Source organism: Kitasatospora sp. NPDC001225 (genome assembly GCF_053597855.1).
Genome location: NZ_JBSFJC010000003.1, coordinates 1 through 15,345, shown reverse-complemented (window position 1 = coordinate 15,345; position 15,345 = coordinate 1). Strand labels below are relative to the sequence as shown.

15 protein-coding genes are annotated in these 15,345 nt (G+C 74.9%); 7 read left to right on the top strand and 8 right to left on the bottom strand.

All coding sequences use genetic code 11. The features are described 5' to 3' along the window. Nucleotides 1-175 precede the first annotated feature (175 nt). Nucleotides 176-1,330 (bottom strand): Cmx/CmrA family chloramphenicol efflux MFS transporter, encoded by a 1,155-nt coding sequence (locus tag ACWDCZ_RS01400; protein ID WP_449814923.1) that lies wholly within the window; start codon nt 1,328-1,330, stop codon nt 176-178. 323 nt (nt 1,331-1,653) lie between these two features. Continuing rightward, nucleotides 1,654-2,421 carry an alpha/beta hydrolase gene (locus ACWDCZ_RS01395; RefSeq protein WP_449814922.1) on the bottom strand — a complete coding sequence of 256 codons (768 nt, stop codon included), beginning with the start codon at nt 2,419-2,421 and terminating at the stop codon, nt 1,654-1,656. 235 nt (nt 2,422-2,656) lie between these two features. Here ACWDCZ_RS01395 and ACWDCZ_RS01390 point away from each other — a divergent pair, with 235 nt between their 5' ends. Then, nucleotides 2,657-3,277, top strand: a complete 621-nt coding sequence (locus ACWDCZ_RS01390; protein WP_449814921.1) for a hypothetical protein — start codon at nt 2,657-2,659, stop codon at nt 3,275-3,277. A gap of 140 nt (nt 3,278-3,417) precedes the next feature. Further along, the gene (locus ACWDCZ_RS01385) at nt 3,418-4,335 is read left to right on the top strand and encodes a DUF6891 domain-containing protein (RefSeq protein WP_049658625.1); all 918 of its coding nucleotides are present in this window, start codon (nt 3,418-3,420) and stop codon (nt 4,333-4,335) included. Nucleotides 4,336-4,389: 54 nt separating this feature from the next. Here the strand turns inward: ACWDCZ_RS01385 and ACWDCZ_RS01380 are convergent, their stop codons facing one another. Together ACWDCZ_RS01380 and ACWDCZ_RS01375 are read right to left on the bottom strand one after the other, a co-directional pair. Then, nucleotides 4,390-5,298 (bottom strand): diacylglycerol kinase, encoded by a 909-nt coding sequence (locus ACWDCZ_RS01380; protein ID WP_449814920.1) that lies wholly within the window; start codon nt 5,296-5,298, stop codon nt 4,390-4,392. Then, nucleotides 5,295-6,863, bottom strand: coding sequence for an FAD-binding oxidoreductase (locus ACWDCZ_RS01375; RefSeq protein ID WP_388044767.1), 1,569 nt, complete (start codon nt 6,861-6,863; stop codon nt 5,295-5,297). Before ACWDCZ_RS01375 ends, ACWDCZ_RS01380 begins: the two co-directional genes overlap by 4 nt. Before the next feature lie 74 nt (nt 6,864-6,937). Here ACWDCZ_RS01375 and ACWDCZ_RS01370 point away from each other — a divergent pair, with 74 nt between their 5' ends. Next, nucleotides 6,938-7,567 carry a TetR/AcrR family transcriptional regulator gene (locus ACWDCZ_RS01370; protein ID WP_079272406.1) on the top strand — a complete coding sequence of 210 codons (630 nt, stop codon included), beginning with the start codon at nt 6,938-6,940 and terminating at the stop codon, nt 7,565-7,567. Beyond that, nucleotides 7,564-9,207: a glycerol-3-phosphate dehydrogenase/oxidase gene (locus tag ACWDCZ_RS01365; protein ID WP_449814919.1), complete on the top strand. Its 1,644-nt coding sequence runs from the start codon at nt 7,564-7,566 to the stop codon at nt 9,205-9,207. The genes ACWDCZ_RS01370 and ACWDCZ_RS01365 overlap by 4 nt, the downstream gene beginning before the upstream one ends. Nucleotides 9,208-9,279: 72 nt before the next feature. On the opposite strand, the gene ACWDCZ_RS01360 is transcribed toward ACWDCZ_RS01365, so the two are convergent. From ACWDCZ_RS01360 to ACWDCZ_RS01350, 3 genes are all read right to left on the bottom strand, one after another. Then, entirely contained in the window at nt 9,280-9,630 is a 351-nt protein-coding gene (locus ACWDCZ_RS01360) for a VOC family protein (RefSeq protein ID WP_449814918.1), read from the bottom strand. 1 nt (nt 9,631) lies between these two features. Continuing rightward, on the bottom strand, nt 9,632-9,823 hold the full coding sequence (locus ACWDCZ_RS01355; protein WP_449814917.1) for a CopG family transcriptional regulator: 192 nt from the start codon (nt 9,821-9,823) through the stop codon (nt 9,632-9,634). 97 nt (nt 9,824-9,920) lie between these two features. Continuing rightward, nucleotides 9,921-10,223 (bottom strand): hypothetical protein, encoded by a 303-nt coding sequence (locus ACWDCZ_RS01350; RefSeq protein WP_449814916.1) that lies wholly within the window; start codon nt 10,221-10,223, stop codon nt 9,921-9,923. 128 nt (nt 10,224-10,351) lie between these two features. On the opposite strand from ACWDCZ_RS01350, the gene ACWDCZ_RS01345 reads away from it, so the two are divergent. Beyond that, a complete protein-coding gene (locus ACWDCZ_RS01345) occupies nt 10,352-10,768 on the top strand; it encodes a hypothetical protein (protein ID WP_449814915.1) in 417 nt (138 codons plus the stop codon). A gap of 148 nt (nt 10,769-10,916) precedes the next feature. Continuing rightward, nucleotides 10,917-11,492, top strand: coding sequence for a TerD family protein (locus ACWDCZ_RS01340; protein WP_049650185.1), 576 nt, complete (start codon nt 10,917-10,919; stop codon nt 11,490-11,492). A gap of 77 nt (nt 11,493-11,569) precedes the next feature. Here ACWDCZ_RS01340 and ACWDCZ_RS01335 read toward each other — a convergent pair whose 3' ends face one another. Next, nucleotides 11,570-12,880 (bottom strand): FAD-dependent monooxygenase, encoded by a 1,311-nt coding sequence (locus tag ACWDCZ_RS01335; RefSeq protein ID WP_449814914.1) that lies wholly within the window; start codon nt 12,878-12,880, stop codon nt 11,570-11,572. A 287-nt stretch (nt 12,881-13,167) separates the two neighbouring features. Between ACWDCZ_RS01335 and ACWDCZ_RS01330 the strand changes: the two genes are divergently transcribed. Continuing rightward, nucleotides 13,168-15,210 (top strand): oxidoreductase, encoded by a 2,043-nt coding sequence (locus ACWDCZ_RS01330; RefSeq protein WP_449814912.1) that lies wholly within the window; start codon nt 13,168-13,170, stop codon nt 15,208-15,210. Nucleotides 15,211-15,345 lie beyond the last annotated feature (135 nt).

The following is a 15,345-nucleotide window of genomic DNA, read 5'->3' as shown; positions in this document are numbered from 1 at the left end:
CACCGTCGGCGCCGGTCTCCTGGGTGCCGGGCCCGGCCCCGCCGCCCGGGTGATCGACAGGTGCCGGCCGGCGTGCACGCCCGGGTGCCGGTCGACACGCCGGACCAGGAGCGGCCCACCGCGCCGCGGGCGGCGGCCGGCTTCCGCCGCCGCCCGCAGCCGGCTCCGGCAGGGCTCAGCCGAGCCGCGGCCGCACCGCCGCGACCAGCAGTGCGGCGGCGACCAGCAGGCCGCCCGCGTAGAACGGGCCGAGGTCACCGGCCGCCGTGCCGAGGGAGGCGGCGGCCAGCAGCGGGCCGGCCGTGGCGCCGAGGTTGAGGGCGGCGGTCGCGTAGGCGCCGGCCAGCGCGGGGGCGCCGGCCGCCTCGTACAGCACCCGGGTGATCAGCGTGCCGCCGACCGCGAAGGACAGCCCGCCCAGCAGGAACACCAGCGGCAGCAGCGCGCCCGGCGCGTCCGCCAGGACGGCCAGGGCGGGCCAGCCCGCCAGCAGCAGCGGGCCGCCGACGGCGAGGACCAGGCCGGGGCGCCGGTCCGCGAGCCGCCCGGCGACGGTGACCCCGGCGAACGACCCGGCCCCGAACAGCACCAGCGCGACCGGCACCCACAGGTCGCCCAGCCCGGCCGGGCCGGTCACCACGGGGGAGAGGAAGGTGAAGCCGCCGAAGGTCGCCGCGTTCACCAGTGCGGCGAGCAGCATCGCGCGGAGCAGCGGGGGGCGGCGCAGCTCGCCGAGCTCCGCGCGCAGGGCCGGGGCCGTGGCCGCGGCCCGGTCGGTCGACGGGGCAACGGGCGGAAGGCCCTTGGCGATGCCGAGGGCGGCCGGCAGGCAGAGCAGCGCGACGGCCCAGAACGCGGCGCGCCACCCGAACAGCGCGCCCAGCACCGCCCCGCCCGGGACGCCGGCGACCGTCGCCACCGTCGTCCCCGACAGCAGCACGGCGAGCGCCCGCCCCTTGCGGTCCGCCGGGACGAGCGCGGCGGCGGTGGTCAGCGCCACCGCCAGGAACCCGGCGTTGGCGAGCGCGGCGACCACCCGGGTGGCCACCAGTAGCGGGAAGCTCGTCGTCACCGCCCCGACGGCGTGCGCCGCCGCGAACACCAGGACGAACCCGAGCAGGCTGCCGCGCCCCGACCGGCCGCGGGCGAGCCCGGCCATCAGCGGCGCGCCGACCGCCATCCCGACCGCGAAGGCCGAGGTCAGCCCGCCGGCCGTACCGACGGTGACGCCGAGATCGGCGGCGAGTCCGGGCAGCAGCCCGGCGAGCATGAACTCCGAGGTGCCCATGGCGAACACGGCCAGGGCGAGCAGATAGAGCGGAAGGGGCATCGAGAGGCTCCGAAGCGGGGCGGTGGGAACGAGGAGGACGGACGTCTCGTCACCGCACGCTCAACCCCCGGGCGGCGCAGGCGTGGCGCTCGCTCGGACCTCGGTGGTTCAGGATCTCCGGGGTTTCAGGGGGCTGACGGCGGCGTGACCGAAAGCCCCCACCCTGGATGCCTCAGGGCTCGACATGCCCGGCACGCTACCCGACCCCCTGCCGCCGGGTCACCCGGTTTTCCCGGCGGCCGGGCCGGGAGCCACCGGCCGGCGCGCCGCGAATCGAGGAGGGCCCGCGCCCTCCTCGATCGCGACGGCCGGCCGGCACCGGCCTACTGCCTACCGGGACCGGCCTGCGGCTGGCGCAGGTGCCGGGCGAAGAACCCGGCCGCGTCCTCGCCCGCGAACCGCGGGACGCCCGTGTGCCCGCCCATGTTGGCGTGCAGCGTCTTCTCCCGGGAGCCGAAGGCGTCGAACAGGTCCAGGGACGCCTGCCGGTCGTTGCCCTCGTCGTCCCACTGCAGCAGGACGTGCAGCGGAATGGTGACCCGGCGGGCCTCCTCGAACACGGCGCGGGGAACGAGGCTCCCGGCGAAGAGGCCGGCGGCCACGATGCGCGGCTCGACCACCGCCAGCCGGACGCCGATGGAGATGACTCCCCCCGAGTACCCGACCGGGCCGCCGATCCCGGGCAGTGCGAGGAGGGCGTCCAGGGCGGCCTGCCATTCCGGGACGGACTTGTCGACGAGCGGGAGGACGAGGGCGTCGACGATCTCCTCGCCGACCGGCTCGCCGGCCTCCATGGCCCGGCGCAGGTCGGCGCGCGCCTGCTCGAGGGCGGCCCAGCGGGGCCGGTCCCCGCTGCCGGGGAGCTCGATGGTGGCCGCGGCGAAGCCGTCCGCCGCGCAGCGTCGGGCCCGGGCGACCAGCCGGGGGTGCATCCTGCGCAGTCCGAGCGGGGGGTGGCCGAGCAGGACCAGCGGGACCGGCTCGGACGGGGAGGCGGATGCGGGCGTCCACAGGATGCCGGGGATCTCGCCGAGGGTGAACCCACGCTCGAGGACGCCGCCGTCGAGGTGCTGTTCGGAAGTGAAACGCATGGTCGTGCCTTTCGGGAGTGCACTGGAACGGCGCTCCCGGACGACGACCTATCGCCCGACCGTGACCCCGGAGGAGAGCACCCATGTCGAAACGTTCACGGGTACCACCTCCTCGTTCTCTCGCACGGCCTCCAGGAGGCTAGCAGACCGGCGGTACCGGGGCACCGGAGAACCTCTCGGTCGGGCCGGGGGCGGGCAGCGCCCTAGGATGCCCGGAAACCGAGGAGGGGGTTCGATGGCGAACCGTGGGAGAGCCGGCGGCATCGTGGCCGTCACCGCGCTGCTGCTGCCGCCGGCGCTGTGGGCGGTGGGGCGGATGGAGTCCGGCAACGGCGGGCGGGCGGTGGCGGCCGACGTCCTGAACCGGCCGTGGGCGATGCTCGGCCTGGCCGCCGTCCTGCTGCTGGCCGCGGTCGTGGTCCGCGGCCGGTGGGACGTCGTCGGCGGGCTGGCGTCGGCGTTCGCGGTGTTCGGGCTGCTGCTGTCGGGTGGCGGCCACGTCCTGCAGATGTTCGGCCCGAAGGTCCAGGGGGTGAGCCGCACCGCCTCCCCGGAGCGGGCGGACCACGTCCTGACGGTGGCCCACCACGACGATCCGGAGGGCTACAACGGGCGCTACTTCGTCCGGCTGGAGACCGGCACCGGCCTGGCGACCCGCCGCTGGGACGTCCTCGCCCTCCATACGGGCGGCTTCCGGGGCCAGGGGGAGTTCGTCGCGGCGGAGTGGGCCGGGTCCGGCCAGGTCAGGGTCACCACCGACGCCGGCTACCGCGTCTTCACCGTCGACCCGGGCTCCGGCGAACCGACCCTCACCGAGAGCGTCGGCGAGCTGAAGTCCCTCGTCCAGGGGGCCTGACGGGACGTTCGCCGGCGGCCGTGGCGCTGCCGGCCGGCCGGGTACGGGCGTGGCGGGCCTGAACCGCCGGATCTGTTGCGGGGATCGGCCGCCGGGGATCGGCCACGGGGATTGTCAGTGCCGTGTGCAACGGTGACGTCATGCTGGCGATCACGGTGCAGACGAACGAGACGCGGCACCTGAGGGTGTCCGCGGACGACCTCGCGGGGATGGTCCGGCGCATCGGCGCGCCGGACGACCGCTTCCTCGTCGTGGAGCGGATACCGGACCTGCCGGACGTGTACGTGCAGGTGTGGCACGCCGACGGCGAGGAGTACACGCTGGAGCACCGGGACGGCTCCGCCGAGCGGCACTTCGAGGTGCGGCTGGCCGGGCCCGAGCCGGTGGTCGCGGCGATGACGGGCTGGGCGCGCGGCGCGGCGGGCTGGGACGAGGGCCTGGACTGGCAGCCGCTCGACCTGGGCCCGGCGCCGGCGCCGGTGCCGCCGATCGACCTGGAGGCGGGCGAGCGGCGGGAGTTGGAGGACCGGCTGCGGCTGACGCTGGCCTGCGGCTACACCGACCGCGCCCGGCTCGCCGAGCAGGCCGAGGAACACCTGGTCGCGGGCGACCGCCGCCCGCTCTCGCGCCCCCAGGCCGAGCAACTCGCCGACCGGCTCTGGCTGGAGCGGGTCGGCGAGCAGACCGGCTGGATCGGCGAGACGGATCCGGAGCGCCTGGCCCGGGCCTTCGCCGCCCTGGAGGCGGGCGGCATCACGGCCCGGGAGGACTTCGGCTGCTGCCGCTCCTGCGGCGACGCCGAGATCGCCGAGGCCGGCGAGGCCGACGCCCGCGGCTTCGTCTACTTCCACGCCCAGGGCACCGAATCCGCCGCCCTCGGCCACGGACTGTCCCTGCTGTACGGCGGCTTCGACGGCTCCCCGGCGGCCACCGCCGCGGTCGGGAAGGAGGTGGTCGCCGCCCTGGCGGAGGCCGGTCTGCCGACGGTCTGGAACGGCGACCCGTCCCAGGCCGTCGAGATACGCCCGCTGCTGTGGCGCCGCCGCCTGGCGGGGTGAGACCGGCACCGCGGTCCGGCGGCACCCCGACGGCCGGACGGCGGCGTCAGCCCCTCACGGCACCAGCACCCGTAGGGCGTCCGGTACCACCGCGACGTCCACCGGGAGCGCGGCGATGAACTCGCCGTCGGCGTAGGCGGTGATGCCGGGGGACTCGATCCGCAGGGCTTCGGTGCGCAGCGTGGTGACCTCCGGGTAGGTGATGTGGGTGCCCTTGAAGATCGTGGGGAAGAAGCGGGCGATGCGCAGCCGGGGCATGGCGTCGACGAGGGTGAGGTCGAGCAGTCCGTCGTCGGGCAGGGCGGCGGGGCACATCAGCATGCCGCCGCCGTAGCTGCGGGTGTTGCCGACGGCGGCCAGGGTGAGGTCGCGTTCGATGACGGTGCCGTCGGCGAGGGTGATGTGGAACGGCAGCGGGCGGAGGTTGGCGAACTCGGCGGCGATGGCGAGGTTGTAGCGCATCCGGCCGCGCGGCCAGCGCAGCCGGTTGGCGCGGTCGCTGACCAGGGAGTCGAAGCCGGTGGCGAGGACGGAGCCGTACCAGCGCACCGCCCCGTCCGGGCCGGTGATCCGGCCGAGGTCGACGCCGCGGGTGCGCCCGGCGGCGATGACGTCGGCGGCGGCCTCGGGGGCGCCGAGCGGCAGGCCGTACTCGCGGGCGTGGTCGTTGCCGGTGCCGGCCGGTATCACGCCGAGCGGGACGGGCGTGCCGGCCAGGGCCTGGAGGGCGAGGTTGATCATGCCGTCGCCGCCGACCACGGCCACCGCGTCCACGCCGTCGGCCGCCGCCTCGCGGGCGAGCCGGACGGCGTCCTCGGGGGAGCGCCCGGCCCGCGGTTCGACGTCGACGCCGAGGGCCCGCAGCCGGGCGGTGGCCCGGTGGGCGGCGGGCTCGGCGTGGCCGATGCCCGCCGCCGGGTTGGTGAGAACGGCGACCCTGCGGACGGTTCTCACGTCGTTCACGGGATCAGCTTGCCCGGGTTGAGGATGCCCGCCGGGTCGAGTTCGGCCTTGACGGCGCGCAGGATGCGCACGCCGAGGTCGCCGATCTCCTCGGTCATCCAGGGCCGGTGGTCGGCGCCGACGGCGTGGTGGTGGCTGATGGTGCCGCCGGCGCGGAGGATGGCGTCCCCGGCGGCGCGCTTGGCGGCGCCCCAGCGGGTGAGCGGGTCCTCGCCGAGGGCGGCGACGACGGTGAAGTAGAGCGAGGCGCCGGTCGGGTAGACGTGCGAGACGTGGCAGAGCACCAGGGAGCCGGGCAGGGCGCCGGTGAGCGCCTCGGTGACGGCGGCCCGCAGGGCCGGCAGCCGGCTCCAGGAGGCCGCGGTCTCCAGGGTCTCGCACAGCGCGCCCGCGGCGAGCAGCGAGTCGCGCAGGTAGGGGGCGCTGAACCGGCCGTGCTCCCAGGCCCGGGCGGGGCCCTCGCCGAGCGAGGTGCCGCCGGCGGCGAGCAGGGCGTCGCGGGTGAGCTGCTGCCGGGCGGCGACCTGGGCGGCGCCGCCCTCGAAGACGGTGACGGCCAGGCAGCCGCTGACCGCCGGGGCGCCGCCGATCTGCTCGGTCATGGCCAGGTTGATCATGGTCTCGGCCTCGTCGGAGAGCCGGATCACGGTCGGGCCGGTGCCCTGCTGCTCGACGGCGCGCAGCGCGGCCGTGCCGGTGGCGAAATCGGGGAAGCTCCACGCCTCGTACGCCTTGACGGCGGGCAGCGGGTGGACGCGCAGCCGGACGGCGGTGATCACGCCGAGGGTGCCCTCGGAGCCGAGGAAGAGCTGGCGCAGGTCGGGGCCGGCGGCGGAGGCGGGGGCGCGGCCGAGGTCGAGCACCCCGGCCGGGGTGACGACGCGCAGCCCGCGCACCATCTCGTCGAAGCGCCCGTACCCGGCGGAGTCCTGGCCGGAGGAGCGGGTGGCCGCGAAGCCGCCGATGGTGGCGTAGCGGAAGCTCTGCGGGTAGTGGCCGAGCTCCCAGCCGCGCTCGGCGAGCAGCTCCTCCGCGGCCGGGCCGGTGAGGCCGGCGCCGAGGACGGCCTCGCCGGAGGTCTCGTCCAGGTCGAGCAGCCGGTCGAAGCGGCGCAGGTCGAGGGAGACGACGGCGGCGAGGCCGCCGCGCTCGGGGTCGAGGCCGCCGACCACGCTGGTGCCGCCGCCGAACGGGACGACGGCGATGCGGCGTTCGGCGCACACCGCGAGGACGGCGGCGACCTCCTGCTCGCTGCCGGGCAGCACGACGGCGTCGGGGGCGTCCTGGGCCTCGCGGCTGCGGCGGCGCAGCAGGTCCGGGGTGGACTTGCCGCCGGCGCGCGGCAGCCGGTCGGCGTCGGCGGCGCTGACGTGCTCCTTGCCGACCGCGCCGGCCAGCGCGTCGAGGTCCTCGGCGGAGAGCCGGGACGGGTGCAGGACGACCTCGTCGGCGCTCGGCCCGGGGGCGGCGTCGCCGGTGACGCCGAGGGCGGCGGCGAGCAGTCCCTTGATGTCGGCGGACAGCTCCTTGGCCAGGGCCGGGTCGCCCCAGGCGTCCCACTTCATCGGGGGGAGCGGAAGTGCGGCGCCGGCCGGTCCCGCTTGCGTCTCAGGTGCCATGCGTTACAGTTTCACACATCATGTCAAGTAGTAACGACGAGCCCGAGACGCCGGGCCAGACCCACGGGGGCACCGGCCAGGTCCCGGGGGCCCGCAGCACCGACGACGCGATCCTGGACGCCGCCGCCGACCTGATGGTCCATCTCGGCGTGCGCCGCACCCAGCTCGCCGAGATCGCCCGCCGTGCCGGGGTCAGCCGGCCTACCGTCTACCGCCGCTGGCCGGACGTCCGGGCGGTGATCGGCGCGCTGCTCACCCGGGAGATCCTGGCCACCCTGGAGGCCGCCGTGCCGACCGGCCGGGACCGGGAGGCCTTCGTCGAACGGACCGTGGAGATCGCCGTCCGGCTGCGCGACCACCCGGTGATCGGCGCGCTGCTGCGCTCCGACGACTCCGACCTGCTGCTCGAGTACGTCGTCGAGCGGCTCGGCGCCAGCCAGCGCGGCCTGCTGGAGGCACTGCGCACCGGCATCGAGCAGGGCCAGGCGCACGGCTCGATCCGGGAGGGCGAGCCGCTCGAACTGGCCGCCATGGTCCTGCTGACAGCCCAGTCCACCGTCCAGTCGCACCGCATGGTCGCCTCCCTGCTGCCCGAGGCGGCCTGGCGGCGCGAACTGGCCAGAGCACTGAACGGATACCTCGCGCCATGACCCCCACCGCAGGCCCGCACACCGGTCCGCACTCCAGCGCGCACGCCGGTCCGTCCTCCGGTTCGCACGCGGGCCCGTACACCGGTCCGTACGCCGGGACCTCCCGGCTCAACGCCGTCCGAAGGGCGGCGGAGCTGGAGGTGCTCGGCGACGACGCCCGGATCGACCTCCTGGTCATCGGCGGCGGCGTCACCGGCGCCGGAGTGGCCCTGGACGCGGCCTCGCGCGGCCTGCGCACGGTGCTGGTCGAGGCCCGGGACCTCGCCTTCGGGACGAGCCGCTGGAGTTCCAAGCTGGTGCACGGCGGCCTGCGCTACCTCGCCTCCGGGCGGATCAAGGTGGCCCGGGAGAGCGCGGTGGAGCGCGGCGTGCTGATGACCCGCACCGCCCCGCACCTGATCCGCGCACTGCCCCAACTGGTGCCGCTGCTCCCGGACCTGCTGCGCCCCGGCCAGGCCGCGCTGATCCGTACCGGCTTCCACGCCGGGGACGCGCTGCGCCTGACGGCCGGCACCCCGGGCGCGCTGCTGCCCCGGGTGCGCCGGATCGACGCCGACCGGACCCGCCGGCTGGTGCCGGGCGTGCGGACGGACGGGCTGCGCGGCGCGCTGGTCGCCCACGACGGCCAACTCGTGGACGACGCCCGGCTGGTGGTCGCGCTGGCCCGGACCGCCGCGCAGTACGGTGCCAGCGTGCTGACCAGGGTGCGCGCCGAGCAGGTCACCGGCACCTCGGCCCGGCTGGTCGACACCCTGACCGGGCGGGAACTCACCGTCCGGGCCGGCGCGGTGGTCAACGCCACCGGCGTCTGGGCGGGCGAGTTGGACACCTCGATCCGGCTCCGGCCCAGCCGGGGCACCCACCTGCTGGTGGACGCGAAGGCCCTCGGCAACCCGGCCGCCGCCCTCACCGTGCCGGTGCCCGGCTCCACCAGCCGCTTCGTCTTCGCCCTCCCGCAGCAGCTCGGCCGGGTCGCGATCGGCCTGACCGACGAGGACGCCCCGGGCCCGATCCCGGACGAGCCGCAGCCCACCGAGGCCGAGCGCTCCTTCCTCCTCGACACCGTCAACGCCGCCCTCGCCACCGCCCTGACCGGGGCGGACGTGATCGGCGCCTACGCCGGGCTGCGCCCGCTGATCGACACCGGGGACGGCAGCACCGCCGACATCTCCCGCGAGCACGCGGTGCTGGAGAGCCCGTCCGGGGTGATCACCGTGGTCGGCGGCAAGCTCACCACCTACCGCCGGATGGCCGAGGACGCGGTGGACACCGCCGTCCGGCTGCGCGGCCTGCCCGCCCGCGCCTGCTGGACGGCCCGGCTGCCGCTGGTCGGCGCCCCCGGCCACGGGGACAGCCGCCCGCTGCCCGCCGGGGTCCCGGAGGGCGGAACCGCCGGGCGGCTGCCCGCCTCACTGCTCGCCCGCCACGGCGGCGCGGCCCACGAGGTGCTGGCGGCCGGAGAGTTGACGTCGATCGCCGAGGGCCTGGACGTGACCCGCGCCGAGATCGCCTACGCCGTCAGCCACGAGGGCGCGCTGGACGCGGCCGACGTACTCGACCGCCGCACCAGGATCGGGCTGGTCACGGAGGACGCCGAGCGCGCAAGGAAGGCGGTCGAGGAGATCGTCGAGGAGGCGTAGCGCGGTGAGCGCGTGGGGCCGGTACGGCTGATCGCCGTACCGGCCCGTCTGCGCTCGTTTCTACAACTGTTGCTACGACTCGGACTTGGCCGGTCCCTGGAGGCTCCAGAGCCGCCCGTCGGGGTCGCGGACGGTCGCCATCCGGGTGCCGAAGTGGGTGTCCTCGAACGGGGTCTCCAGTGCTACGCCCTCGTCGGCCCGGAAGGCGTCGGCGTCCGCCACCTTCAGCACCAGCCGCACCTGCGGCTGCCGGTGCGCCGGGATCTCGGCGATGAACAGGGTGGGGCTGTCGCCGTTGCGCAGCTGACCGGAGTTGTGGTCGGTGGCGAACTCTAGCTCGTAGCCGAGGCCCTGGAAGAACTTCGCGGCCTTGCCCCAGTTGTGGGTCTCCATGAACACGGCTTCGATGCCCTCGGTGGTCATCTCAGTCCTCCTTGACGGATTTCTCGGACGGGTGCTCGTGCTGGGCGGCGGGGGCGTCGTCGAGGTAGGCGCGCAGCGCCTCGGCGACCAGTGCCGACAGCGACAGCTCCTGCTCGACGGCGCGGAACTTGACCTGCTTGATCAGCCCGATCGGCAGGTACACGTTGAACTGCTTCACATCCTCGTCTCCCACATCCACGATGCTAGCACCATAGCTTGCTAGCAAGGTAGCCGCGGGCGAGCGCGGGCGTGCGGAGGAGGCGGAATTCGCGGAGGGGGAGGAAGCGGAATCAGCGCGCCGTGCGCTCGGGCATCGGGTGCTGGGCGCCGGACAGCTCCAGGACGCAGGAGAGCGGGTGCTCGGCCCGGCCGGTGCGGTCCAGCCGCACCGCGAGCGGCTTCGGCGGCGTCGGCGGCTCCTCGGCGACCTGGGCGGTGAGGGTCAGCGGATAGTCGCCGTGCCCGTGGACGCGGTGGAAGTCGCACTCCTTGCCGTCGACCAGCAGCTCGGTCTCGGTGATCCAGCCGGACCGGACGTTGACGGTCACCGAGTGCCCGCCCTGGTCGAGGTGGAAGCTGTACCGCTGGCGCATCGGGACCTCCGGCGACCGGGCCTGCGACGAGGGGAGACGGCGGCGAGCCGACGAGGGGGAACGGGGGAAGAGCGGACGAGGGGAAATCCACTGCCAGTCTAGGGCGGGAGGTCGCTAGGGTGCTCGGCATGCGGAGCACAGCGGGCGGCCTGCGGCCGTACGGGCCGGACGAGGAGGTGGCCGAGGACGAGTACGTCCTCGGCCTGTACCGGGTGCCGGTCAAGGCGAGGACGGGGCGCGGGGCCGGCCCGGCGCCGCAGCCCGGGCTGCTGGAGGCCTGGGTCGACGGCGGCGCCCTGCGGGCCGTCCTGCGCCGTCTGGGTGCGCGGACCCTGCCCACCCTCGCCCGCCACGAGCCGGACCTCGACTTCAGCAGCCGGATCCGGCAGCCGTCGATGGCCGCGCTGGTCCGGGAGATCGAGCAGGTGGACCTGGCCCGGCTCCCGGCCGCCGAGCGCGAGGTGCTCGGCCTGCTGCTGGGCTGGGGCCGCAGGGCGACGGCCGAGAACGGTGCGCTGCGGATCGAGATCGACGCCGTGCGGTGACGTCCTGGCCGGGCCGGCGGCTGTTCCCCCGCAGGGTTCCCGTGTGCGACCCGGAGAAATTCCCGGGGTGGGCCCGCCTGCAGACGGATTCTCGTGATCTCTACAGTGTTGTAGATTCGTCCACAGGGAGAGATCAGAGGAGGGCATTGTGGGAGTTTCGCTGGCCAAGGGCGGCAACGTCTCGCTGAGCAAGGAGGCGCCCGGTCTGAGCGCCGTGATCGTCGGTCTCGGCTGGGACGTGCGCACCACCACCGGGGCCGACTACGACCTGGACGCCAGTGCGCTGCTGTGCAACGCGCTGGGCAAGGTGGTCTCGGACCAGCACTTCGTCTTCTTCAACAACCTCCGCAGCCCCGAGGGTTCGGTCGAGCACAGCGGCGACAACCTGACCGGCGGCGGAGACGGGGACGACGAGCAGATCAAGGTCGACCTGGACCGCGTCCCGGCCGACGTGGCCAAGGTGGTCTTCCCGGTGTCGATCTACGACGCCGACGCCCGGCTGCAGAACTTCGGCCAGGTGCGCAACGCGTTCATCCGGATCGTCAACCAGGCCAACGGCCTGGAGATCGCGCGCTACGACCTGACCGAGGACGCCTCGACCGAGACCGCGATGGTCTTCGGCGAGCTGTACCGCAACGGCAACGAGTGGAAGTTCCGCGCCATCGGCCAGGGCTACGCCTCCGGCCTGCGCGGCATCGCGACCGACTACGGCGTCAACGTCTGACCGTCGCCAGTCGGTAGCGGTCGACGCCCGTTCGCCCGAAGCGGGTCGACCGGGGTTCGGCAGTCACGGCCACGCGCTCAGTCGGTACGGCCGAGCGCGTGGCCGCCGAAACCCCCGCCGCCGGTGAACTGGTGGTGCCACCAGGCGGTCATGGCCGGTTCGTCCATCCCCGACCAGTCCGGCGCCGCGGTGACCTGGGCCCGGCCCAGGGTGCGGCCCAGTTCCACCAACTCGCGCCCGGCCGCCGTCCGTTCGCGGTCGTAAGCGGCCAGCAGAGCTGCCCAGGAGCCGGCCTCCCGTCCCGCGAGCTCGAAGGCGTGGGCGTCCTGGATCGCCTTCACCGCGCCGCTGGTGTTGTGCGGGCGCACCACGGTGGCCGCGTCCCCGCCGATCAGCAGCCGTCCGGCCGTCCGGGCCGGGGCCGCCAGGTCGTAGACCGGCTGGAGGAAGGTCCGTTCGCGCGGAGTCAGGGTGACCAGGCCGGCCCAGTACGGCGGCAGGTGCCGCTCGGCGAGCCGGCGCAGCTCGTCCACCTGCGGGTCGGTGAGGCTGCCCGCCGGGATGCTGGTCGGGCCGTCCAGGCGCAGCCAGGCGGGGGTGGGGGCGTAGAAGACCCAGTTCACCTGGGTGCGGCCGGGCGCGACCCCGGGGATGCGGTAGATCACCACCTGGCCGCCGGGGTAGCAGGCGGTGATGCACTGCTCCTCCGGCCACGGCGCCGCGCCGCCGGGCAGCTCGGCCAGCAGGGCGGCGTCGTAGCTGCCGCGCCAGCACACGTACCCGGCGTACTCGGGCTCGGCCTGCGGGCAGACGGCCTCGCGGACCACCGAGCGGTAGCCGTCGGCGCCGATCACCAGGTCGTACGTCTCGCGGCCGCCGTCCGTCTCGACCCAGGCGCCGTCGGCCTCGGCCCGGGCGCCGTCCGGCTCAGCCTGGGGGCCCTCCGACCCGCCGCCGTCCGGTTCGTCCCCGCCCGGCTCGTTGCCGACGGCCGTCACGGTGGCACCCAGCCGGAACTCGACCTGCTCGGGCATCCGTTCACGCAGGGCCTGCCAGAGCACGCCCCAGTGGTGCGAGTGGAACGGGAAGGGCTGGGCCCAGAGCAGTCGCCCGCAGCCGTCCGGCCCGTCGCCCTCGCCGGCCGCGCCCCGGGCGACCCAGCGGCGGACGGTGAGGCGGTGGCGGCGGGTGTCCGCGTCGAGGTGTCCGGCCCGGACCAGTTCGTCGAAGCGGTCGTTGTGGGTGCACAGGCCCACGCCGCGGTCCTCCAGGTGCCCGGGGCTGCGTTCCAGCACCACCACCCGTTCCGCGCCGAGCCGGGCGGCCGCGCCGGCGAAGGCGCTCCCGGCGATGCTGCCCCCGACCACGGCCACCGAGCCACCGCGCACGGTCGCTCCTCTCCTGAGTCCCGAGCTTCGAGTCCGCGGCGTCCCCGCGCTGCGATGTCCCCCCGCGACGCCCCCGCGATGTCCGGGACACGACGATACGCGTCCGGTCGGTCCCCGGCGCCGTGTTCGAGCCATCCGGAGGGCCCTCCCGGCGACCCGGGAGAGCCTTATGCAACTAGTTGCATACCCCGCCGCCCGTCCCCTACCCTGCGGTAACAACGCCCCCGGTCCACAACGCCCCGGTCCACTTCTCGGTCCACTCCCCGCCCGCGCCCCAGGAGACGTCGATGAGCGCCCACCCCGGCAGCAACCGCTACCCGCACCTGCTCAGCCCGCTCGACCTCGGCTTCACCACCCTGCCCAACCGCGTGATCATGGGCTCGATGCACGTCGGCCTGGAGGAGGCCCCCGGCGGCTACGAGCGGATGGCCGCCTTCTACGCCGAGCGGGCCCGCGGCGGCGTCGGCCTGATCGTCACCGGCGGCATCGCCCCCAACGAGGCCGGGCGCCCCTGGGAGGGCGGCGCGATGCTGACCACCGAGGAAGAGGCCGACAAGCACCGCGTGGTCACCGACGCGGTGCACGCCGCCGGCGGCAGGATCGCCCTCCAGATCCTGCACTTCGGCCGCTACGCCTACCACCGCGACCTGGTCGCCCCCAGCGCGATCCAGGCCCCGATCAGCCCCTTCACGCCCAACGCGCTCACCGCCGAGCAGGTCGAGCAGACCATCGAGGACTTCGCCCGCTGCGCCGAACTCGCCCGTCGCGCCGGGTACGACGGCGTCGAGATCATGGGCTCCGAGGGCTACCTGGTCAACGAGTTCATCGTCGCCGCGACCAATCACCGCGAGGACGAGTGGGGCGGCACGTACGAGCGGCGGATGCGCTTCCCGGTGGAGATCGTCCGCCGGGTCCGCGAGCGGGTCGGCGAGGACTTCATCATCGTCTACCGCCTCTCCATGCTCGACCTGGTGCCCGGCGGCTCCACCCTCGACGAGGTCGTGCGGCTCGCCCAGGCCGTCGAGGCCGCCGGGGCGACCATCATCAACACCGGCATCGGCTGGCACGAGGCCCGCATCCCCACCATCGCCACCTCCGTGCCGCGCGGCGCCTTCGGCTGGGTGACGAAGAAGGTGATGGGCAAGGTCGGCATCCCGCTGGTCACCACCAACCGCATCAACACCCCCGAGATCGCCGAGCAGTTGCTCGCCGAGGGCAGCGCGGACCTGGTCTCGATGGCCCGCCCGCTGCTCGCCGATGCCGACTTCGTCGCCAAGGCCCGGGACGACCGCGCCGAGGCCATCAACACCTGCATCGGCTGCAACCAGGCCTGCCTCGACCACACCTTCAACCTCCAGATCACCTCCTGCCTGGTCAACCCGCGCGCCTGCCACGAGACCGAACTCGTCCTCGGGCCCACCCAGTTGCGCAAGCGGATCGGCGTCGTCGGGGCAGGCCCGGCCGGCCTCGCCTTCGCCGTCTCCGCCGCCGAGCGCGGCCACGACGTCACCCTGTACGACGCCGCCGAGGCGATCGGCGGGCAGCTGAACATCGCCCGGCGGATCCCCGGCAAGGAGGAGTTCGACGAGACGCTGCGCTACTTCCGCACCCGGCTGGCCGAGTTGGGCGTCACGCTGCGGCTCGGCGCGACCGTCACCGCCGAGCAGCTGGCCGGGCAGGGCCACGACGAGCTCGTCCTCGCCACCGGCGTCACCCCGCGAACTCCCCCCGACATCCCGGGAATCGACCACCCCAGCGTGCTCGGCTACCTCGACGTGCTGCGCGACGGCGCGCCGGTCGGCGAGCGGGTCGCCATCCTCGGCGCCGGCGGCATCGGCTTCGACGTGGCCGAGTTCCTCACCGACCCGGGCGACGCGGCGAGCCTCAACCCGCCGGTGTTCCAGGCGAAGTGGGGCATCGACCCGGAGTACCGCGAGCGCGGCGGCCTGCGCGCCCCGGAGCGGCCGAAGCCCCCGCGCAGCGTCCACCTGCTCCAGCGCAGGACCAGCAAGGTCGGCGCCGGCCTCGGCAAGACCACCGGCTGGATCCACCGCACCGAGCTCAAGCACCGCGGCGTGGTGATGGTCCCCGGCGTCACCTACGACCTGATCGACGACGCCGGTCTGCACATCACGGTGGACGGCGAGCGCCAACTGCTGCTCGTGGACACCGTCGTGCTCTGCACCGGCCAGGAGCCGCGCCGCGACCTGTACGAGGCGCTGCGCGAGCGCGGCCTGCCGGTGCACCTGATCGGCGGCGCCGACGTGGCCGCCGAACTGGACGCCAAGCGCGCCATCAAGCAGGGCACCGAGCTCGCCGCGGCGCTCTGAGCCCTCGCGTTCCGTACGGTCGGTGCCCCCGCGACCCGCATGGTCGGCGCCCCCCCCCCCCCCCGGGGCGCCGCCCCCAAAACAAAACCCGCCCCCCCCGGGGCCGGTGGGAGTGAAAGCACGTACAAGCGCCGA